We start from the raw sequence: 18,574 nt of genomic DNA, 5'->3' as shown, positions 1-18,574 counted from the left end.
TGCCCGATCTTATTTTAATGCTTGAATACCCTTTTTCTGCTGTTGATAGCAATAAGATTGGCGATAAACTTTCCCGTCTTTCACATCAATTGCCCCAGTTCGACCTTCAAAGGAAAAGTGTCGATCTGGGCTATTTAAAAATTGCTGACTAATACTCCATGCATCACCACCAAAGGCCAATAAGCGTTGAAACGCCATATTTTCTGGTTGTTCTTTATATGCAGCGACTAGGTCTGCCCATTGTCCGTTATATAAAGCTGGTGTATCACAAAAACTAAGCCCCATCGGAATACTCTTGTCTTGCTCAATACTCAACGCAGTAGCATAAATATTTTTTTCAGGTAAAGGTCCTAGTTGCTCTAACCACTGTTGATCGCCCAACAATAACAGCCCGTCTCTACGCGCAAGTTTTTTTGGTAGTTCGTTAACCACATGAATATCAGAACCAAATTCAGACATGAGTGCCATCATAAATAGTTCTGTTGCAGATTCAGTTCCAGCTTGGCGCAATACCAATAAGTTTTTAATTTTGTCTTTCTTCAATAATTGAGTTAATGCAACAGCATCATGCTGTTTTGCCAAACTGAATTGCCATACATTGGTGGTCTGGTTATTCACATCATTTAATGCAATTACAGGAATTGCGGGATTCAGTTGCATCACAGTTTCAATTTCAGGTCGCGCCAATGGCCCAACAATCAGTCGAGTCTTACTGTTGACCCTTTTCTTAAAAATCGTATCGATGTTGTTTTTTGCTGAATCTACAAAAATGATTTTTTCTTTGCTGCCAGATGCTGTATAAGCGCTCAAGAAACCACGTTTGATGCTCTGACCAGCTCGCGCCATCGTACCAGATTCAGGTAGAATCACCAGTACGTCCGCATAAACTGGACTCACACATGCCGCCAAACATAGTAGCAGCCAATATTTTTTGTAATACATTAGGGAGTTACCTTTTATGAGTGCTCAATTATTTGTTGTAGCAACCCCGATTGGGCACTTAGATGACATGACCTTTCGTGCAATTGATATTTTAAAATCTGTATCGGTAGTTGCCGCAGAAGACACTCGTCAATCTGCTCAATTATTCAAACATTATAATATCTCAACTCCACTCACAGCGTGTCATGATCACAACGAAAGTAACAAAATTGATCAACTTCTCCAAAGAATGTTAAAAGGAGAAAATGTTGCATTAATCAGTGATGCTGGTACTCCCCTGATTAGCGACCCAGGTTTTAAGCTGGTTCGTGCCGCTCAAGAACATGGCATTCGTGTCATTCCAGTACCGGGTGCTTGTGCAGCAATTGCGGCATTAAGTGCAGTGGGTTTACCGAGTGACCGCTTTAGCTTTGAGGGTTTTTTACCATCGAAAGCATCGCAACGAATCAGCCAGCTTGAAAAGCTCAAGGATGAAACCCAGACCTTGATTTTCTACGAAGCACCTCATCGTATTTTAGACAGCATCAAAAATATGGTGCAAGTCTTTGGTGAAGACCGACCTGTTGGTTTTGCCCGTGAAATTACCAAAACTTTTGAAACCATCAAGAAGATGACTTTAAAAGAATTGGTTACTTTTATCGAAAATGATCACAACCAAGAAAAGGGTGAAATTGTGGTTGTGGTCGGTGGGGCATCTGCGGAAAAAGATATGGAGCAGGATAAACTGGATGCGTTGTTGAAACGCTTATTACAAGATTTATCGGTAAAAGCGGCGTCACAATTGGCTGCTGATTTGACAGGTATAAAAAAGAAAGTGGCGTACCAACGTGCTTTGGAACTCACCCAACAAGATGAATAAAACCTAAGGGGAGATTAAAAAAAATCTCCCCTTATCATCTCAATTTGAAATAACAACAATGTGACTTAGGCCTTAGTCATGATATTAACCTGATCTAGTTTTCTTTCTATTCTCGCCTGCTTAATCACAGCCAAACCAGAAGAAACACCTAAATACGCAATAATAAAAGCCACAAATAAATCAGGGAACATAGTCCCAGTTCCAAATACACCAACAGCTGCGACGATAATCGCAATATTGGCAATGGCATCATTACGGCTACATAACCATACCGAGCGCATATTGGCATCGCCATCACGGAATGCATAGAGCATCAATGCACAGATAACATTGACAGCCAATGCCAGTACACCAATCACCCCCATGAGCATTGGTTCAGGTGTTACACCTAGCCACCATGACCAGAATACTTTAACAATCACGAAAATACCAAATGCGGCCATGGTAATTCCTTTCAGTAAAGCTGCAGTTGCTCGCCAGTATAGGGTCATGGACAATACAGCTAAAGAGATGGCATAGTTTGCAGCATCACCTGCAAAATCTAGCGCATCTGCCCACAATGACACAGATCGTGCTTGTGATCCTCCAATAATTTCGACAAAGAACATCAATGCATTTAGAACGAGCGCAATCCACAATGCTTTTCTAAATTTTGGACTAATTTGTTTTGCTGGGGCACATGCTGTGTTGCATCCACATCCTGCCATGACTTTTCTCACTTAATCTTTTATAGTGATTTAAAACCCTAGAGTAACTCCAGAGTCAAGCATGATCAGTTTTAGCATTGGGCAATTGGCAAAAAAGTCAGGTGTATCTGTAGATACGATTCGCTATTACGAAAAAATTGGGTTGCTGGACAAAGCCCAACGAACGGCGGGAAATTACCGTCATTATTCGGAACAAATGCTTTCAGAATTGTTATTTTTAAAGCACTGCCGAGAATTAGGCATCACCTTACAGGATATTCAAAAGCTTAAGAGTCTAGCCGAAGATCCGAATCAAACCTGCATGGAGGTCGATCATCTGATTGATCAATATCTTGCCGAAGTTTCTCAGAAGATTAAAAATCTTGAACATCTCAAACAAGATCTAAGCCATTTAAAACAACAATGTTCACAACATCGTACCATTGAACAATGCGGTATTTTAAAAGAGTTACACCAACCACTTGAGTGTGAACATGAATCTCACCAGCACAAAAAAGCACCACAAACGTGATGCTTTTTCTATGTCATAACTGACTTAATCTTGATGCTCACCTGGCGGAACTTCAGTAATGCGCCCACCACGTGCAAGAAACGCAGCCACTTCATCTTCTAAAGCTTGGCGCTGTTTCTGCTTCGCAGTCACGGTTAAAGTTTCCGCTTCAGCAAGATCAGCGTCATTGGCGCTCGATTCTTCACTCTCTGCACCACTTTCTGCCGCTTTCGCCTCTTCGTCGTCTACAGCAGAATCTTCTGTGTTTTCGTCGTAATCATTCATTTCCGTCATCTTCATCTCCCCACAATGACTCAACTCTCATCATCGCTATTTGGCCATCAGAACTAGGTGGAATTTAGCAAGCTCTTCAGATTTAGCAAAGCACAATATTTGTTAAAACGTACTTTTTATGACCAAATTCACTCTGATTTATAAATGATTGTTTAAAAAATATCTACTATTTTTTAACATGCATATTGTGTGTCTTTCAATGTTCCTAATCCATTGGCTTGTTGCATAAAACGATCCTTAAACCAATCGAACTGTTCAACCTGTTTCAAACCAAAATTTCTTGCCCAGACAAAGGGAAATAATTCTGAACTTTCAATCCATCCAATCGCAGACATACTATGCATCATGGCATCGTTTTGACCCTTACGTTGGTGTTCATAACGCAATAAAGTCTGTTCGTTGGCCCACACACCACGTTTTAAATCGTGTAGTAACACATCACACAACACAGCGGCATCTAAACAACCAATATTCACACCCTGTCCAGCCAAAGGATGGATCACGTGCGCGGCATCACCAATCAGTGCTAAGCCTGATTTGATATAGCGTTGCGCTGCACGTGCTTTTAATGGAAATTGTGCTCTAGAACGCACCTCAACCACCTCACCCAACATTTGTAGGCTTTCTTGCGTCAATAGTTGCATAAACGCTTGATCGCTGAGTGCTGAATACTCATCAGCATAATCATCTGGTAAAGTCCAAACAATTGATTGCCAATACCCGTTTTCTTGAGGATCAAGACTTGCCATCGGTAAATAAGCCAATGGTCCTGTCGGTAGGAAAATCTGTCGAGCCACATATTGATTCGGGCACGTGGTTTTAATCGCACAGCTGATCGCGGCCTGCTTATAATCCAGTACATCTAGATCGATATACGCCTGCTCACGTACAAAAGAATTCGCACCATCTGCACCAATCAGCAACTTGGTTTTTAATGTTGTGCCATTTGCCAATTGAATTGACCAGCCTTGTGGAATCTGTTCGATCCGAATGACTTTGACTTGAGTGCGATAGTCTTTAAGTTGTTGCAGCATTTTTTGTTGAATCGCAACATTCAAAACACTTGGCTCAACCATTGAACCTAATGCCTGATCTGATTGAGGTTGCTGCTCTGAAGCATGACCAAAATTAATTTCACCATAGCCATTTTTATTCCAGACTTGCATGCCTGAATAGGGCATTTGGCGTACTAAATCATCCCAGACATCGACTGTTTTAAGCAAATGAATCGTGGCCTGACTGAGTGCCAATACACGAGGATTCATCACAGCCAAAGTTTTGTCTTGATCAAGTACAGGTGCGGCATCCAATACGGTCGCTTGTACCCCACCTTGCGCGAGTAATAAAGCTGTTAAACCGCCAACCAGACCACCACCGATAATGACGACATCTAAGATTTCACTCATGCTTTTAGCCCCATTGCATAGTTAGCAACTAAAGGCTTAACGCCTGGAATCACATCAAATGCAATCAGACCTGTATTGCGTAATAATTTGAGGATTGGATTTTGATTACTGAAACCACGCACCACTGAATCACAGAACTTAATCACACGTTGCTGATCTTTCAAACGTGATTGTTCATAGGCCAGTAATTTTTCAGGCGAGCCAATATCATCTGATTTCGCAAGTTGCTCCATCAAGAAACGAACCAACACATCTGCATCACGCAAGCACAGGTTAAAACCTTGTCCTGCCACTGGATGAATGGTATGTGCCGCATTACCCATCAGTACCACACGCCCTACTGCCTGCTTATGTGCCAAAACCTGAGCCAATGGATAGCTAAAGCGCTTACCTGTTTTTTCAAATTTTCCAGCACGATCACCATAGGTTTCCTGTAAAGCATCGAGGAAGTGCTGATCATTTTCTTCACCCAACCACTCAGCTTCAGTGCCTTTTTTTACAGGCCAAACCACTGAGCGACGGTATTCACCTGGTAATGGTAACAAGGCCAATGGTCCCAATGCGCTAAAGCGTTCAAAGCCAACGTGCTGATGCGGCTTAGAAGTCTGTACAGTGGTCACAATCGCGACTTGGTCATAATCATGCTCATCTACCCCCACCCCAATCGCTTGGCGACAGAAAGAATCACGACCATCAGCTGCAATCACCAACTTGGACTTTAAGGAATGGATATATTCACCATTGCGCATGGCTTCAATTTGGACTTGATCTACGTCTTGGGTCAGTGAAGTTACTTGTACCCCATCAATCAATTCAATCAAAGGCTGCTGACGTACTTGGGTCAGCAATACACGACCTAACCAAGCATTCTCAATCACTTGCCCAAAGCTTTCTACTTTTTCTTGTTCTGCAACTAAGCGGGCCTTACCAAAACTCCCCTGCTCAGTAATATGCACTTGCAGAATTGGTGTGGCATGTTGCTGTAAAGCTTCCCACAAACCTAACTTTTGGTAAATCTGTACGCTGCGGCGTGACAATGCCGTGTTACGTGCATCAAAACTGGAATGATATGGCGCAACGTTTTCGTCATCATAATTCGGATATTTCACAGCTTCTAATAGCTTTACTGCGATATTAGATTTTGCCAACATTAAAGCAAGGCTGAGTCCAACCATACCTCCACCGACAATGATGACTTGTTGCTGCATAATATTATTCCTTATCAGTTTTTCATGACTTGATGTTAAGGGTCTATTGATAGTTCATCTATGCGTTGCGTTATAGGCTAAAACAACTTAAACGAGGCATGAAACGTAGGCAATGGCCACCCCCTTGTCAAGTTTCATAACAAAGTTTAAGGAAGTTTTAGCCATAACCCTACGGGACAGGAACATTTTGTGTCGCTACGGCGTTACGGCTTATTTATTTAGAATGACTAAATTGCATAAGCCATGCCTTGTATCACCTCAAAAATGTCCACTGTCGCAACAAGCATTTGTGAACTATCAATAGCCCCTAGCCTATCTTACTCTAACTCAAATCAGGATTGGAATTTGTACTTTGTTTGGTCTATGTTTTTAAAATATATTCAAAAGTTGTCTTGGTCATCAAACGAAATAAAAAAGGCCTATCTATCGATAAGCCTTTTCTCAATCTCAACTTAATGGCTTGCCATCAAGCTTTCAATCTCTTCAACAGTTTTCACTACATTCTTGGTCAAAACCAATGGACCATTTTCAGTTACCACAATATCATCTTCGATACGAATCCCGATACCCCGCCATTTTGCATCGACGGTTTCATCATCCGGTGCAACATATAAACCTGGTTCAATCGTCACAACCATTCCCGCTTCATAAGCGCGCCAATGTTCGTCAGTCTTGTATGCACCAACATCATGTACATCCATACCGAGCCAATGACCTGTACCATGCATAAAGAACTGACGGAATGCTTCGCTTTCAATCAATTCATCAACATCGCCACTGATCAAACCAAGATCAACTAAACCTTGCGTTAAGATTTTCACTGCAACTTGATGTGGGTATTTATAGTGATTACCAATACGTGTCACATCAATTGCAGCAAGCTGTGCTTCTAACACAATATTATATAAAGCCTTTTGTTCAGGACTAAACTTACCATTGACAGGGAATGTACGCGTAATATCTGACGCATAGAATTCATATTCACACGCTGCATCAATGAGTACTAAATCACCATCTTTGAGTGGCTTGTTGTTTTCAACATAGTGCAAGATACAGGCATTTTCACCGCCACCAACAATACTGTTATATGACGGTACGCAGCCGTTTTTCCCAAAGATATAATTAAGTTCTGCTTCCAGTGCATACTCCATCATATTCGGTTTAACGGTTTGCATAGCACGAGTATGCGCTTCGGCACTGATATTCGAGGCAATCTGCATCAACTCAATTTCTTGTGCTGATTTTTTCAGGCGCATTTCATCAACAATACGATCCAGCTGAATCAACGCAGCAGGTGCAGCACTACCACGACGCTGTTCTGCATCTGCCTTTTGAATCCACTGGCTGACACGTGCATCAAACTCAGCTTGCTGACCAATACGATAGTAAAGACGCTGTTTATTTAGAATTTTTTCGATGATTTCTTCATCTAATAAGTCAATCGCATAAGCTTCATCTGCATCATAAATTTCAATCGCGCCATCAATACCCGCACGATAGCCATGCCAGATTTCCATTTCACGATCACGTTCACGGCAGAACAAACTGTAGCTATACTCCTCACCTTCGGCAAAGGTTTCAATAACCGCAACTGCCTCGGGCTCAGCAAATCCAGTGAGATAATAAAAACTACTGTCGGCACGATATTTATAATCAGCATCGCGATTACGATACATTTCTGCTCGTGTCGCAATAATTGCAATGCTATTGCTACCTATTTTTTCAGCGAGAATATCACGACGTTGTTTAAAATCGGCTTGACTTAATTTCATATAGTCCTTCTGATGAAGATGAATGATTGTAAGTATCTTTATTTATAAGGTGTTAAGGCATCGCCCGAGTTAACTCGGACGATGTGGGGTAAACATTTCTACCACTGTTTGTGGATCAGCTGGATTGTCTTGATTTCTGCTTTTCGCATGAAAGTTTTGTAATAAAGAACTTTCGGCTACAGGAATCTTGGTGCGACCAATCGATAAGCTGACAGGAATCAAGCGTACAAACTCATACAGTTCCTGATAGCTCTCTTCACCTTCTTCATCATTATCCGAGTCTTCAAACTCAACAGCTGCAACATCTTGTAAATGTTCAATCAACTCTTGTTCTTCTGCACGAATATGACCAGAAGCTAAACCAAAACCAAGTACTACGCCTGCACACCAATCTGCCAAGGCTTGAACGCGATCAGCTAGCAAATGGTTGTCATCTGGGAGCATCGGTAAATAATCTAATTCATCATCCGATAAAGCATGTGCCACATCTTCTGCTTCATCGGTTAAACTTTGCAGTGCTTCTGGCTGTAAAGCAGGCACATTCAGGGTGTTTAAGATTTGTGACCATTCATCTTCAGTCGGCGCTTGTGTCACACAAACTATACCAGTTAGTAAACCGTGTAACTCACTTGGACTTGAAATTTCTTCAATCCCATCAAAATGAGCATTCCATTCTGTCCAACCTGAAATATCGTCTTGCATTCGTTTATCCAACCTCTATACTGCTGTATATATTACCTTTGATTGCAACTCTGTGCGACCTTCGTTATGTTAGAACAATTACAGCGTCTACAAGCGCATATTGGTGTTTTAAAAACACGCTTACATCACTTAGAGCGAGAAAATACTTCGCTCACCGAAGCTAAGCAATTAGCTGAAACGGACCAACATGCACAAATTGTGCAGAAAAATAGCATCATCACGCAAAAGCAGGAAGAAGTTGATAACTTAACTGAACAACTGACTCAGTTACAAGATCAATTTAAACAACTGAATCAAGATGCAACAACTTTAGCGGAACGTTATAGCCGCTTAGAGAAAAGCACCACTGATTTGAAAAATCGCTTCCAAGAAATCTTGGCTGAGCGTAATGACCTACGTGTGAATAAAGAAAAATTACAAGCACAGCAACGCCATAGTCAGCAAGAGATTCAAGATTTACAACAAGATCGTGATCGCTTATTACAAAAAAATGAGCTAGCAAAATCTAAAGTCGAGGCTATTATTCAGCGCCTTTCAATTTTAGGCACAGCACAGGATCAGCATGCACAAGAAATTCAGCAGCTTGCTCACCCTAATGCTGAAACCCAAGAGGAGATCTGATCATGAGTGAACCAATCGTTGTCGAACTTCGCTTAATTGAACAGACTTTCCGTCTTAATACGACAGAAGAAAAACGTGAAGAGTTAGAGCGTGCCGCAGAGCTACTTAATCAAAAATTCCATGACATGCGTCGTAGTGCCCCACGAGTTGAACATAATAAGCTTGTGATTATGGTTGCGTTACAGATGGCACAAGAAGTGTTTAGCTTAAATAAATCTTTGCAACAGTACGCTCATTGCGAACGGCTTTTAGAAACTATTCTAGAAGATGTTGAACAAAGTATCTGAATGAAAAAAGCCTGAAATGCAAATTTCAGGCTTTTTTATTAAACAAGCTTTCACACAAAAATAATTTTTCCTTTTTATCTTACTCCCATTGTAATTTTTATCACTTCTCTATCTTTTGACCTCAATCAAAGTATTAACATAGAGTCAATTCATATGTTTATTTTTTAAATGTTATTCAGGAAAAAATGAATAATCCTGCTCTTTTCTTGCATAAATGACCTAAACATAAGCTTACACATTGTTAAGCTATACTTACAAATAATATTAGTGGAGTCCTTGCAACATCGTCAGAGTTCACTATAATGCAATCCATCTCTGGAGTACTCGCCAGCCGGTCTGATTCCCCTGAGCCGTGATATCCTTCTTAATCGGAAAGCGTTTCTGAATATTTAGCGTGTATGCCTACCCTGAGTAGGAAACCCAGACAATATACAGCGCTCTCCACCTTGAACCTTAGTGTTCAAGGGTAAAGACATGCAGCGGTACTTCTGGAGATTATTTTTTAATTAAAAAATCGATTTATTTATTATATTTTTCAATTCAGTCACTTCTATTTAACACCTTAACTGTAAACTTTAACTTACAAATCTCTCTATTTTCTCCCCTTGCGACAGCCCCTAATTTCACTATAATTAAAAACATCTCTGAGGTGTACGCCAGCCGGTCTGATTCCCCTGAGCCGTGATATCCTTCTTAATCGGAAAGCGTTTCTGAATATTTAGCGTGTATGCCTACCCTGAGTAGGAAACCCAGATAATATACAGCGCTCTCCACCTTGAACCTTAGTGTTCAAGGGTAAAGACATGCAGCGGCATTTTGGAGACCCATATTTGATTTCAAATAATGATTTATCCAGTTTTTAGATTTTATAATCTTATTAAACTTAATTTTCTAATTGTTAGTAAAACATACAAATCACAATATTTAACTCTTGTGGTCGTTGTTGATTTAACTATAATAGAAAACATCTCTAGGGTGTTCGCCAGTACGTCTATTCCCCTGCCGATACTTAAATTTATGGATGTGTTCTGTGTATTTTGAGTGTATGCCTGCCTCGAGTAGGAAACCCATTAAGTATGCGTCACCTCCACCTTGAACTCATCGGGTTCAGGGTAACGACCATGCAGCGGCATCTCTGGAGTATCTTTTTTAATATAAAAACAACAACTTACAATCAATAAAACATTTTTAAGAGTTCACCTTTCTACTTCATTTCATCAAAAATAGGCTTATAGTAGGCTGCAAAAATATTGTGCTATATTGCCGTGTATCGTTTCATACTTTTTAAATCGACATGAGCCAAAGATATAAACTTACTAAAACTTTTATCGACAGCATCCCTCTTGAAGAATCTGGCAGTAAATTTTATCGCGACTCCATAACGATCGGCTTTGGCTTAATTGCAACAAAGTCTAAAACCTATTTCGTTGAAACGAGAATGCCAGACGGTCGAAATAAAAGAAAATCTATTGGTAAACATGGCGTCTATACTCTTGAACAAGCCCGCACTGAAGCAAAAAAAATATTGTTGATGATGCACCAGGGTATTGATCCAGTCGCCCAAAAAAGACAATTAAAATCAGATTTTAAATCTAAAAAAGAAGCGAATGATTTGATCCCAACACTAGAAAAAGCTTATGAAATCTATAAAAGTAAAAAAAAGCTAAGTGCTAATACAATAGATGCTTATGATCGATGCGCGAATGATTATTTCAAAGACTGGAAAGATATTAAAATTACTGAAATTTCTCAGAAAATGACTTTACATAAACACATGGATTTATCTGTGCGAAGCTTAGCGCAGGCAAATCTAGCAATGAAGTTTTTATCAGCAGTCTACAACTTTAATGCATCAATTCTTTATAACGATCATGACGAAAAAATTATTACTGAGAAAAGCCCTGTAGGAGTTATTTATAAAGAGAAAAAATGGAACAAGATCAAACGCCGTAAAGGTTACATTCGATCTGACCAGATACATGATTGGTCACTCGCTGTATGTACTACCTGGTGGGCTGGCAATCAAAATGCAAATCATCGTGGATATATAAATCAGGACTTTTTACTTTTATTAATCTTAACTGGTTTCCGCAGAGAGGAAGGCGAAACACTTGAGTGGTCAAATGTTGACTTAAAATATGGAACTATAAAAATCCAAGATCCTAAAAACCACGAGGATCTCCTTCTACCAATGGGAGAAATGCTTTGGTATATCATGGCAGAACGGAAAAAACTCACTGGTAAGAATAAATATGTTTTCCCTGGGGATTCGCTTGATTCACATATCATTGATAAACGTGAAGCTCGTTATACAATAACGGAAACAACTGGCATTCAATTTACATTTCACGACTTGCGAAGAACATTTGGAACGATCGCAAATAGTCTGGCAATCGGTAGTTATACAATCAAAAAACTTATTAATCACACTACCGAAGATGATGATAACGATGTGACCGATGGATATGTCCAAGTAACTTTTGGTGATCTTCGCAAAGCTATGAATATGATTGAAAATGTTGTGCTGTCTGACATTTCCAAGGCTCTAATCAAAAATAGAATTTACTTTGAACAAAATAAATCCATAAGGAATATTCAAGAAAAGTGGATTGAGCATAATAAAATCATTTTAACCAGTTGCCATGAACAAACTTAAAGATTAATATTTCACTAATTTATTTAATTTTAAAGCTATTAAGGAGAACTTAATAGCTTTAATTCATCTATTTACTTTTAGATAATACTGCTGAATAATCTCCATTTATATACTTAAAAATCACATAATTGGTAAAAATTTCTGAGTAACCCTGTTGAATTAGAAAATCATTAATAATTCTTTCATTTAGAGTTTCACCAGTTCTTATTCCTATTCCATTGTAAGCTTGATCCCATTGATTTTCAATAATACCTGTTAAGGTTATAAATGAGGTTTTTTGTTCCCCATTAATAATATATACAAGAACAAAAGGATGATTACCTGAATGCACTATTCCATTAAATGATTTTCGTTGTTTATTAATTATTTTGTATTTACTCTGTATACTAATATTTCTCTTATATGATTTACAAGTTATAAATTTATCAACAGAATCCAACAATATAGTTGCTTCAAAGTAATCAGGTTTAAAATTATCACCATTTACAATTAATCTGCTAAATGGTTTTGTTTTAACGCTTACTGATCCATATGGCTCAATTACCAAAGGTGGATCACATAACTCTAATTCAAGTAACTCGTTATCTTTAAATAGGGCGTATACACCAAAAATTGGTACAGGCTTATCTTTGTAATTCACAAGAACAATATCATCGATTCTTGCAGCTGAAAGTGTATCTGATACTATCTTATAATGTGCAGAGACTTTATTTCCCAGCTTTTTTGAAGATAAAAAGATAGCAATTGCAGTAGAAATAACTATAATTAAAGGTCTAAAATATTGATCAACAACACCAACGATATCTTTTAATTCCATTTCTTATCCAATTAATTTTGTTGTAAGTATATTACACAAAACTTCATAAGTAATTAACACTAATCTACTGCATAGTTAATTTAAAAATTCAGGTCTATTGCTATGTGCGCCAACTACGAACCTATAAGAAAAAGTCGAGCTCAACTATTAAATTTATATGAGCCGACATTCGAGTACAAAGCTGACCTATTCCCTGGTTATGATGGCCCTATCATAATTTCGACTGAGCAAGGGTTAGAATGGCGGGCGGCTAGGTTTGGTCTGGTACCAAACTGGGCTGATGACATCAAAAAAGTTCGAAACACATATAACGCTCGTTCTGAGACCGTTGCATCTAAGCCAAGCTTTCGCCATGCCTGGTCTAAAAATCAATTTTGTTTGATTCCAGTCGAGACAATTTTTGAGCCTAAATATATCGACGGGAAATCACATTGGTACGGGATTTATCGTGAAGATGATATGCCTTTCACAGTGGCGGGAATTTACGAACATGCGACTGTTAACGGCGAACCTGTTATATCAATGAGCATGTTAACGATCAATGCTGATGACCATCCCTTCATGAACCGATTTCATGCGCCTGATGATGAAAAAAGATCAATCGTTGTGATTCCGAAAGGAAGGCGCAATGATTGGCTCACATGTGGACATGATCAAGCAATGGACTTTTTAGTAGATATGCCTGTAGATGAGTACACTGCAGCCCCAAAATCAGAAATGCATAAATTCCGACCAAACACACACTGACTAGCGACAACTTTTGACTTGTCCTTGTTTATCCACAGATAAATAAATTTGAATTTATAGTGGTAAAAATCTTATCCTAAAATGGTAAATCCAAACACGCCCAGTAGCGTAGGAGAAACCAAATGTCTAAGAAGTTGCCTATTTACTTCTCGGAAGGCGCATGGACGAGTCTACAGACTCTCATGGGCCAAGATGGGAAGCCTAGCCCCACTATCAATACCCTGCTAGAACAGATCTCAATGCAAACAGATCTGATCGACAAGCTTGGGCTTACCCCTATCCTGCCTAAATCAAAAACCTCTATTCCAATGGCATTAGAGCGTATTCCTGCTGGCCCTGCTTTCGCAACCAAAGATGATTTAGATACGACCGTAGATCTGAATGAATACCTAATTCATAACCCGATATCGTCATTCATGGCCAGAGTTGACAGTGAGTCAATGCTTGGTGCTGGTCTTGAAATTGATGATCCAATTATCATCGATCGAAGCATTGAAGCAGCGCACCAGGATATCGTTGTTGCGTTAATCGATAACAAAGACTCAACGATTAAGCGCCTTATGATTACAGCGAAAATGTCCAAGAACGACATTAAAGAGATCTTTGGTGATGAGGATTACCCTCTCCCAAAACTCTGGCTAAAAGCTGAAAATCCCGCTTATGAGCATATCATCCCTGCAGATAATCAAACCGTGGTTATATGGGGTGTGGTGACATTCAACTTAAAGCGTATGCATTACCGCTCATAATAAGAAGAATAAACATGAAAAGTAAAACTCGCATATTCGCTTTGGTGGATGTGAATAACATGTACGTTTCGTGCGAACGTGTTTTTAATCCAAAACTCAATGATATTGGATGCCTAGTCCTTTCTAATAACGATGGCTGTGCCGTGGCAAGAAGCCAAGAAGTAAAGGATCTGGGCATCCGTATGGGTGTCCCACTTTTTCAGATTGAGGACATTGTTAAAAAGCACAACGTTCAAGTGCTATCAAGCAATTACGCACTATACGCTGAAATGTCACGCCGTTTTATGAGCCTCCTTGGCCAGTATGTCGCACCAGGAGAGCAAGAGATTTATAGTATTGATGAAAGTTTCTTAGAATTAACTACTTACGCAAAAAACTATGATCTGACGGCATATGCTCAGGAAATGAGATTGAAGGCTTTGCAATGGCTGGGGCTGCCCTGCTGCATTGGAATTGGTCGCTCCAAAACAGAGGCTAAAATCGCAAATCATATTGCGAAGAAGAATAAATATTTTGATGGTGTGTGTAATTTAGCTGAGATGGATCCGTGCTCTGCAGAACAATTGCTCTCGCAGGTGGATGTAGCTGAAGTCTGGGGCGTTGGCCGTCAGAACTGCAAAAAACTAAACTTAATGAACATTAAATCTGTATTGGATCTGATTGAATCAAATCCGAAGGAGATCAAAAAGTCATTTTCAATTGTCATGGAAAAAACAGTACGCGAGCTGCAGGGAGTTTCATGCATCGATATTGAAAATGAGAATCCATCAAAGCAACAAATTATTAGCAGCCGCTCGTATGGCCAGCCTGTCTATGAGAAAGATGACATCAAATCCTCAGTGCGTTTATTTGTGACTCGAGGCGTTGAAAGAATGCGTCATGATGGCTCCATTTGTAAGATGATTGGGGTGTTTATCCAAACTGGCCGCTTTAATAAAGAGGAACGTTATTCCCCTTACATTATTGTGCAAATGCCTGAACATACTGATGATTTGTTAGAGATTACCAGGGCAGCAATGAAAGGAATCGACCAGATCTACAAGAAGGGATTTAAATACAAGAAAGCAGGAATTGTTCTTCTCGAGTTAATTCCTAAATCGAAATTTGTTCCGGATCTATTCACTGACTACACACAACGAAATCAACGCGAAAAGCTTTCGCAAACAATGGAAGCAATCAAAGAGAAGTATGGAAAAGATCATGTCTCCCTTGGCCTGTGTAATGACACTAAGGCTATATGGCAGATGAATCAAAACCGCCGCTCGCCCTCATACCTCACCAACTGGAACGAACTTTTTAGAATCGGGTAACCACTATGCATATTTTTAATTTAACAAACGAACAGCTTGCACAGATCCTTATTCCGAAGCGTTTTGTACCTGAGAAACCACCAGAATTGGAAGGCAAAAACATAGTGTATGTTTTTGATAGTGAAGATAAGTTTGAATTAACTTATGACGAACTAGTAGAGATTATTGCAAAGGCCCGTTTAGCAGGTCCTCAGTTGATACCAATCATTGGGACTGTAGATTAATTTAGATTGCCCTCTTTTGAGGGTTTCTTTTTATCTATCAATATTTAATTTCTCATAATAGCCCAAAGTGATAACAAATAATTCCTATAAAGTTAAATTTATCAATTATTTAAAGTATTTTATATACTATTTTTTTTACATTGATATTATCCCTCAATAACAATTTTAAAATATGAGGGTAATACCGCAATGGAATATATAACGGTTGATTGGCCAACCTCTAGCGGCGGTAAAGTCATCAGTGGAAATAAGAACTTTTTAGTTGTTGGGAAAGCAATCACCTGCGTTGGTGATGAGGCAACCTGTCCACTTCACAATACAATAGCATTCATTGTTACTGGTGACCCAACCTATCATATTGGCGGTAGACCAATAGCACGAGTGGGTGATTCCCTCTCATGTGGATGCAAGCTAGTTAAAGCTGGATAAATTTGAATGATAATTTTCTTAGTAAAAAAGGAGTAAGGCTGTATGCAATGGTGGGAAAAAACAGTTGAATATTTTTTCATAAAAAAATATGTTGCTGATCATTTAGTAGCCCCACTAGATGGGAAACATGAATTAGCTGGAGATGCCATTCTCTCTGATTATCAACAAAAATGGATAATCATCGAATTTAAAGCTCGTGCAGAATCACTGGATACTGAAAAGAAAAAATTTAGATCATATGCAGACGCTTATATGGCTCTAGAAAAATACGACCACCATCATTACCTCATTTACGGTGAAATATTAAATGGTGAGTTTGATCTGGTAGCAAAAACTTATTTTTCTAGACGAGAGCAAAAAGATATAAAAAAAATACTTGAATATGGCAAAGATATAGATAGTTTTCTCAAATATTTAAATTTTTTTATCAAATTGAAAAGTGAGAAAGGTACTTCATCCAGCGGAAATCTAGGTAGTTATGCATTCATTGCTGGAGTAAATAACAACAATGAAATAACTACTTGTATGAGTTTACAAGAGTTTGGTTTAAAGCATGAACTTAATCTTGAATCAACTCCAAAAGAAGAAAAACAAAAGGAAATCACAAGAGAACGTCAGAGAGATAGGGACGGGCCATCACTTGGTTTTTAAATAATTCCCAAAGATGCCAATTTATAAAATTGGCATCTTCTTTGAAAAAACAGCTGAAAATTATTTTCAAAATCGTCTAACACATTTCCCAACATGAATATCGTTGTTGATGGTGTGAGCGGTGCAACCGGGCACAAGACACAAAATTAAAACGCTCAGAATCAATGAAGATAATGAGCGTTTGCATTTAAATTTCTGGATCTGAGATTGCATAATCACCCATCATCAATCGGTACCATCTCAACTGTCTGGCCTGCCAATTCATGGTGACAGTCAGATAAGAATTGAATCTTTCCGTCTGTTAGGAATAGGTGGCATCGGCTTTCAGTATGATGATCATTCACCAGTAAGGATGGTGTGAAAGTTGGTTTATTTACATCACCATTAAAATTCCATTTGCTGCCGTTTGGATGTGCGTTGACATGAAATGGATGTAAATACTTGCAACCAGGGCACTTAAATAAGTACATGCCGCTACTCCAATATTCCAAATATGGAGTTAGTAAAGTTACTGTTTCGCTCATGACAACCAACCTTTGATTTTGCTTAGTTGATTGGTACGATCCGCAAGACCATTGAAACCACCATTGATACGCTTTGTGATGATTTTAATATCATCTTTATCCGCATATTCATTCAATTCATTATCAGACCAGTACTTACATGCCACCAGCATCCCAATACTCGGTAATGCAACGATTTGCGGGTTGTTTTCAAAATCAATGCCAAGAGCTTGACCATACTTACGGTAATTTGCACGGCCAGTTAACTGAATCGGTCCACGGCCTTTATATCGAGTGCCATCCCCCTTTTCAGTGTTGCCTAGATCCTTACGTCCTTCGTAGGCTGCACCACTGGCGATTTCTTCCATATAACGGAAATTACCAGATTCATGTGCCAGCTGGGCAATGAAATGTGCCAGTCGTAAATCATTATCTAAAATATGATATGACTGCATGTGTACATTCGCCGCAAGTGCAAGCTCTTCAGCACGTGCATGTGTTGCACCTAGTTTTTTGAATAAGGCCGTCAGCGTTGCACGGCCAACGATACCGTCGTCTTTAACGCCCAATGCTTTCTGTAAATTTTGAATGCTCATCACTTTTCCTCATGCATAAAAAACCGCCGTGAGGCGGTCATATTGTTTTAAAAATTTAATTACTGATTGGGACTGTCTTTATCTTTTTTCTTTTCTTGCTCTGAACTACCGAAGTAGAATCCGCAAGCGGTGGTCATTGCCCCTGCAATAAAACCCAAGGCCGTGTTTATTAAGTTACTGTTTTCCCGTGGCATATCAACAAAGAATAATGCGATTACCAGGACAAACATTAATGCAACTAATGCAAAGGCCAGATAAGCCCGCGTTTGTTCACTTGTCATCTAAATCACCTTTTAAACGCTCTTTAGTTTGCTCGTATTGTTTCTTTCTCAACTCGTGGATCTCTTCAGCACGCTTGTCATCACGCCGTTTAAAATACAGTGTAGTGAAAAACGAAATCACACCAATAAAAACCGAAAACCATACCGCCCAATCTACACTTGCTGCATACGCTGCCACAGATGCCCCCGCCGACATATAAGATACTTTTGGTGCTGCTGCTGCGATTGTGTTTGTAGCAGCTTCAACCGCGCTTGCTGCCTGTTCTTGCATTTTCTGTCTCCAGAAATAAGAAAGCCTCCGTAAATGGGAGGCTAATTATTTA

General features: G+C 39.3%; 23 protein-coding genes and 3 other RNA genes. 14 read left to right on the top strand and 12 right to left on the bottom strand.

The window, feature by feature from the left end:
• Positions 1–9: 9 nt before the first annotated feature.
• Positions 10–942 carry a penicillin-binding protein activator gene (locus F896_RS13630; RefSeq protein ID WP_016163032.1) on the bottom strand — a complete coding sequence of 311 codons (933 nt, stop codon included), beginning with the start codon at positions 940–942 and terminating at the stop codon, positions 10–12.
• A 16-nt stretch (positions 943–958) separates the two neighbouring features.
• Here F896_RS13630 and rsmI point away from each other — a divergent pair, with 16 nt between their 5' ends.
• Positions 959–1,801 (top strand): 16S rRNA (cytidine(1402)-2'-O)-methyltransferase, encoded by an 843-nt coding sequence (gene rsmI / locus F896_RS13635; RefSeq protein ID WP_016163031.1) that lies wholly within the window; start codon positions 959–961, stop codon positions 1,799–1,801.
• A gap of 65 nt (positions 1,802–1,866) precedes the next feature.
• On the opposite strand, the gene F896_RS13640 is transcribed toward rsmI, so the two are convergent.
• Complete coding sequence (locus F896_RS13640; RefSeq protein ID WP_016163030.1) at positions 1,867–2,508, bottom strand: cation efflux transmembrane domain-containing protein; 642 nt, start codon at positions 2,506–2,508, stop codon at positions 1,867–1,869.
• Between the two features lie 61 nt (positions 2,509–2,569).
• Here F896_RS13640 and F896_RS13645 point away from each other — a divergent pair, with 61 nt between their 5' ends.
• Complete coding sequence (locus tag F896_RS13645; protein WP_016163029.1) at positions 2,570–3,019, top strand: MerR family transcriptional regulator; 450 nt, start codon at positions 2,570–2,572, stop codon at positions 3,017–3,019.
• Between the two features lie 24 nt (positions 3,020–3,043).
• Here the strand turns inward: F896_RS13645 and F896_RS13650 are convergent, their stop codons facing one another.
• The 5 genes from F896_RS13650 to F896_RS13670 all read right to left on the bottom strand — a co-directional run bounded on the left by F896_RS13650 (position 3,044) and on the right by F896_RS13670 (position 8,380).
• Complete coding sequence (locus tag F896_RS13650) at positions 3,044–3,292, bottom strand: hypothetical protein (RefSeq protein ID WP_005202358.1); 249 nt, start codon at positions 3,290–3,292, stop codon at positions 3,044–3,046.
• A 173-nt stretch (positions 3,293–3,465) separates the two neighbouring features.
• Positions 3,466–4,698, bottom strand: a complete 1,233-nt coding sequence (locus F896_RS13655; RefSeq protein WP_016163028.1) for an FAD-dependent monooxygenase — start codon at positions 4,696–4,698, stop codon at positions 3,466–3,468.
• Positions 4,695–5,906 carry a 2-octaprenyl-6-methoxyphenyl hydroxylase gene (ubiH, locus tag F896_RS13660; RefSeq protein ID WP_016163027.1) on the bottom strand — a complete coding sequence of 404 codons (1,212 nt, stop codon included), beginning with the start codon at positions 5,904–5,906 and terminating at the stop codon, positions 4,695–4,697. Before ubiH ends, F896_RS13655 begins: the two co-directional genes overlap by 4 nt.
• A 452-nt stretch (positions 5,907–6,358) precedes the next feature.
• Positions 6,359–7,678 carry a Xaa-Pro aminopeptidase gene (gene pepP, locus F896_RS13665; RefSeq protein ID WP_016163026.1) on the bottom strand — a complete coding sequence of 440 codons (1,320 nt, stop codon included), beginning with the start codon at positions 7,676–7,678 and terminating at the stop codon, positions 6,359–6,361.
• Between the two features lie 69 nt (positions 7,679–7,747).
• A complete protein-coding gene (locus F896_RS13670; RefSeq protein WP_005202352.1) occupies positions 7,748–8,380 on the bottom strand; it encodes a UPF0149 family protein in 633 nt (210 codons plus the stop codon).
• Positions 8,381–8,446: 66 nt separating this feature from the next.
• Between F896_RS13670 and F896_RS13675 the strand changes: the two genes are divergently transcribed.
• The 6 genes from F896_RS13675 (at position 8,447) to F896_RS13685 (ending at position 11,944) form a co-directional block, all read left to right on the top strand.
• Complete coding sequence (locus F896_RS13675; protein WP_004808598.1) at positions 8,447–9,001, top strand: hypothetical protein; 555 nt, start codon at positions 8,447–8,449, stop codon at positions 8,999–9,001.
• A gap of 2 nt (positions 9,002–9,003) precedes the next feature.
• Positions 9,004–9,288 (top strand): cell division protein ZapA, encoded by a 285-nt coding sequence (locus F896_RS13680; RefSeq protein WP_016163025.1) that lies wholly within the window; start codon positions 9,004–9,006, stop codon positions 9,286–9,288.
• 309 nt (positions 9,289–9,597) lie between these two features.
• A non-coding RNA gene (gene ssrS, locus F896_RS20360) (6S RNA) lies at positions 9,598–9,787 on the top strand.
• A 139-nt stretch (positions 9,788–9,926) separates the two neighbouring features.
• A non-coding RNA gene (gene ssrS / locus F896_RS20355) (6S RNA) lies at positions 9,927–10,115 on the top strand.
• A gap of 137 nt (positions 10,116–10,252) precedes the next feature.
• Positions 10,253–10,434: non-coding RNA, 6S RNA (ssrS, locus tag F896_RS20350), on the top strand.
• Positions 10,435–10,582: 148 nt separating this feature from the next.
• Positions 10,583–11,944, top strand: coding sequence for a tyrosine-type recombinase/integrase (locus F896_RS13685; RefSeq protein WP_016163024.1), 1,362 nt, complete (start codon positions 10,583–10,585; stop codon positions 11,942–11,944).
• Between the two features lie 67 nt (positions 11,945–12,011).
• Here the strand turns inward: F896_RS13685 and F896_RS13690 are convergent, their stop codons facing one another.
• Positions 12,012–12,761 carry a hypothetical protein gene (locus F896_RS13690; RefSeq protein WP_016163023.1) on the bottom strand — a complete coding sequence of 250 codons (750 nt, stop codon included), beginning with the start codon at positions 12,759–12,761 and terminating at the stop codon, positions 12,012–12,014.
• Between the two features lie 102 nt (positions 12,762–12,863).
• On the opposite strand from F896_RS13690, the gene F896_RS13695 reads away from it, so the two are divergent.
• The 6 genes from F896_RS13695 (at position 12,864) to F896_RS13720 (ending at position 16,871) form a co-directional block, all read left to right on the top strand.
• Positions 12,864–13,508: an SOS response-associated peptidase gene (locus tag F896_RS13695; protein WP_016163022.1), complete on the top strand. Its 645-nt coding sequence runs from the start codon at positions 12,864–12,866 to the stop codon at positions 13,506–13,508.
• A gap of 122 nt (positions 13,509–13,630) precedes the next feature.
• Positions 13,631–14,257 carry a LexA family protein gene (locus tag F896_RS13700; RefSeq protein ID WP_016163021.1) on the top strand — a complete coding sequence of 209 codons (627 nt, stop codon included), beginning with the start codon at positions 13,631–13,633 and terminating at the stop codon, positions 14,255–14,257.
• Positions 14,258–14,271: 14 nt separating this feature from the next.
• The gene (locus F896_RS13705) at positions 14,272–15,567 is read left to right on the top strand and encodes a Y-family DNA polymerase (protein WP_032882118.1); all 1,296 of its coding nucleotides are present in this window, start codon (positions 14,272–14,274) and stop codon (positions 15,565–15,567) included.
• A 5-nt stretch (positions 15,568–15,572) separates the two neighbouring features.
• A complete protein-coding gene (locus F896_RS13710) occupies positions 15,573–15,791 on the top strand; it encodes a hypothetical protein (protein ID WP_016163019.1) in 219 nt (72 codons plus the stop codon).
• A 189-nt stretch (positions 15,792–15,980) separates the two neighbouring features.
• Positions 15,981–16,220: a PAAR domain-containing protein gene (locus F896_RS13715; RefSeq protein ID WP_016163018.1), complete on the top strand. Its 240-nt coding sequence runs from the start codon at positions 15,981–15,983 to the stop codon at positions 16,218–16,220.
• 42 nt (positions 16,221–16,262) lie between these two features.
• A complete protein-coding gene (locus F896_RS13720; protein WP_016163017.1) occupies positions 16,263–16,871 on the top strand; it encodes a hypothetical protein in 609 nt (202 codons plus the stop codon).
• A gap of 215 nt (positions 16,872–17,086) precedes the next feature.
• On the opposite strand, the gene F896_RS13725 is transcribed toward F896_RS13720, so the two are convergent.
• Genes F896_RS13725 through F896_RS13740 form a run of 4 tightly spaced genes read right to left on the bottom strand, consistent with a single transcriptional unit; the run spans position 17,087 to position 18,522 of the window.
• Positions 17,087–17,395 (bottom strand): ubiquitination-like system serine protease family protein, encoded by a 309-nt coding sequence (locus F896_RS13725; protein WP_016163016.1) that lies wholly within the window; start codon positions 17,393–17,395, stop codon positions 17,087–17,089.
• Positions 17,392–17,970, bottom strand: coding sequence for a glycoside hydrolase family 19 protein (locus F896_RS13730; protein ID WP_016163015.1), 579 nt, complete (start codon positions 17,968–17,970; stop codon positions 17,392–17,394). The genes F896_RS13725 and F896_RS13730 overlap by 4 nt, the downstream gene beginning before the upstream one ends.
• A gap of 59 nt (positions 17,971–18,029) precedes the next feature.
• The gene (locus F896_RS13735; protein WP_016163014.1) at positions 18,030–18,251 is read right to left on the bottom strand and encodes a hypothetical protein; all 222 of its coding nucleotides are present in this window, start codon (positions 18,249–18,251) and stop codon (positions 18,030–18,032) included.
• Positions 18,241–18,522 carry a phage holin family protein gene (locus F896_RS13740; RefSeq protein WP_016163013.1) on the bottom strand — a complete coding sequence of 94 codons (282 nt, stop codon included), beginning with the start codon at positions 18,520–18,522 and terminating at the stop codon, positions 18,241–18,243. The genes F896_RS13735 and F896_RS13740 overlap by 11 nt, the downstream gene beginning before the upstream one ends.
• Positions 18,523–18,574 lie beyond the last annotated feature (52 nt).

Source organism: Acinetobacter genomosp. 15BJ (genome assembly GCF_000400715.1).
GTDB lineage: Bacteria > Pseudomonadota > Gammaproteobacteria > Pseudomonadales > Moraxellaceae > Acinetobacter.
Note: the sequence above shows the minus strand (reverse complement) of the source record. Positions and strands in the feature narration are given on the sequence as shown.

Bases quoted from the DNA above. Each gene is read 5' to 3' on its own strand.
- F896_RS13690 (WP_016163023.1), bottom strand. From the start codon at position 12,761: ATGGAATTAAAAGATATCGTTGGTGTTGTTGATCAATATTTTAGACCT.
- F896_RS13730 (WP_016163015.1), bottom strand. From the start codon at position 17,970: ATGAGCATTCAAAATTTACAGAAAGCATTGGGCGTTAAAGACGACGGT.
- pepP (WP_016163026.1), bottom strand. From the start codon at position 7,678: ATGAAATTAAGTCAAGCCGATTTTAAACAACGTCGTGATATTCTCGCT.
- F896_RS13655 (WP_016163028.1), bottom strand. From the start codon at position 4,698: ATGAGTGAAATCTTAGATGTCGTCATTATCGGTGGTGGTCTGGTTGGC.
- F896_RS13680 (WP_016163025.1), top strand. From the start codon at position 9,004: ATGAGTGAACCAATCGTTGTCGAACTTCGCTTAATTGAACAGACTTTC.
- F896_RS13675 (WP_004808598.1), top strand. From the start codon at position 8,447: ATGTTAGAACAATTACAGCGTCTACAAGCGCATATTGGTGTTTTAAAA.
- F896_RS13645 (WP_016163029.1), top strand. From the start codon at position 2,570: ATGATCAGTTTTAGCATTGGGCAATTGGCAAAAAAGTCAGGTGTATCT.
- ubiH (WP_016163027.1), bottom strand. From the start codon at position 5,906: ATGCAGCAACAAGTCATCATTGTCGGTGGAGGTATGGTTGGACTCAGC.
- rsmI (WP_016163031.1), top strand. From the start codon at position 959: ATGAGTGCTCAATTATTTGTTGTAGCAACCCCGATTGGGCACTTAGAT.
- F896_RS13650 (WP_005202358.1), bottom strand. From the start codon at position 3,292: ATGACGGAAATGAATGATTACGACGAAAACACAGAAGATTCTGCTGTA.
- F896_RS13720 (WP_016163017.1), top strand. From the start codon at position 16,263: ATGCAATGGTGGGAAAAAACAGTTGAATATTTTTTCATAAAAAAATAT.
- F896_RS13705 (WP_032882118.1), top strand. From the start codon at position 14,272: ATGAAAAGTAAAACTCGCATATTCGCTTTGGTGGATGTGAATAACATG.
- F896_RS13740 (WP_016163013.1), bottom strand. From the start codon at position 18,522: ATGCAAGAACAGGCAGCAAGCGCGGTTGAAGCTGCTACAAACACAATC.
- F896_RS13710 (WP_016163019.1), top strand. From the start codon at position 15,573: ATGCATATTTTTAATTTAACAAACGAACAGCTTGCACAGATCCTTATT.
- F896_RS13695 (WP_016163022.1), top strand. From the start codon at position 12,864: ATGTGCGCCAACTACGAACCTATAAGAAAAAGTCGAGCTCAACTATTA.
- F896_RS13685 (WP_016163024.1), top strand. From the start codon at position 10,583: ATGAGCCAAAGATATAAACTTACTAAAACTTTTATCGACAGCATCCCT.
- F896_RS13735 (WP_016163014.1), bottom strand. From the start codon at position 18,251: ATGACAAGTGAACAAACGCGGGCTTATCTGGCCTTTGCATTAGTTGCA.
- F896_RS13670 (WP_005202352.1), bottom strand. From the start codon at position 8,380: ATGCAAGACGATATTTCAGGTTGGACAGAATGGAATGCTCATTTTGAT.
- F896_RS13640 (WP_016163030.1), bottom strand. From the start codon at position 2,508: ATGGCAGGATGTGGATGCAACACAGCATGTGCCCCAGCAAAACAAATT.
- F896_RS13630 (WP_016163032.1), bottom strand. From the start codon at position 942: ATGTATTACAAAAAATATTGGCTGCTACTATGTTTGGCGGCATGTGTG.
- F896_RS13715 (WP_016163018.1), top strand. From the start codon at position 15,981: ATGGAATATATAACGGTTGATTGGCCAACCTCTAGCGGCGGTAAAGTC.
- F896_RS13725 (WP_016163016.1), bottom strand. From the start codon at position 17,395: ATGAGCGAAACAGTAACTTTACTAACTCCATATTTGGAATATTGGAGT.
- F896_RS13700 (WP_016163021.1), top strand. From the start codon at position 13,631: ATGTCTAAGAAGTTGCCTATTTACTTCTCGGAAGGCGCATGGACGAGT.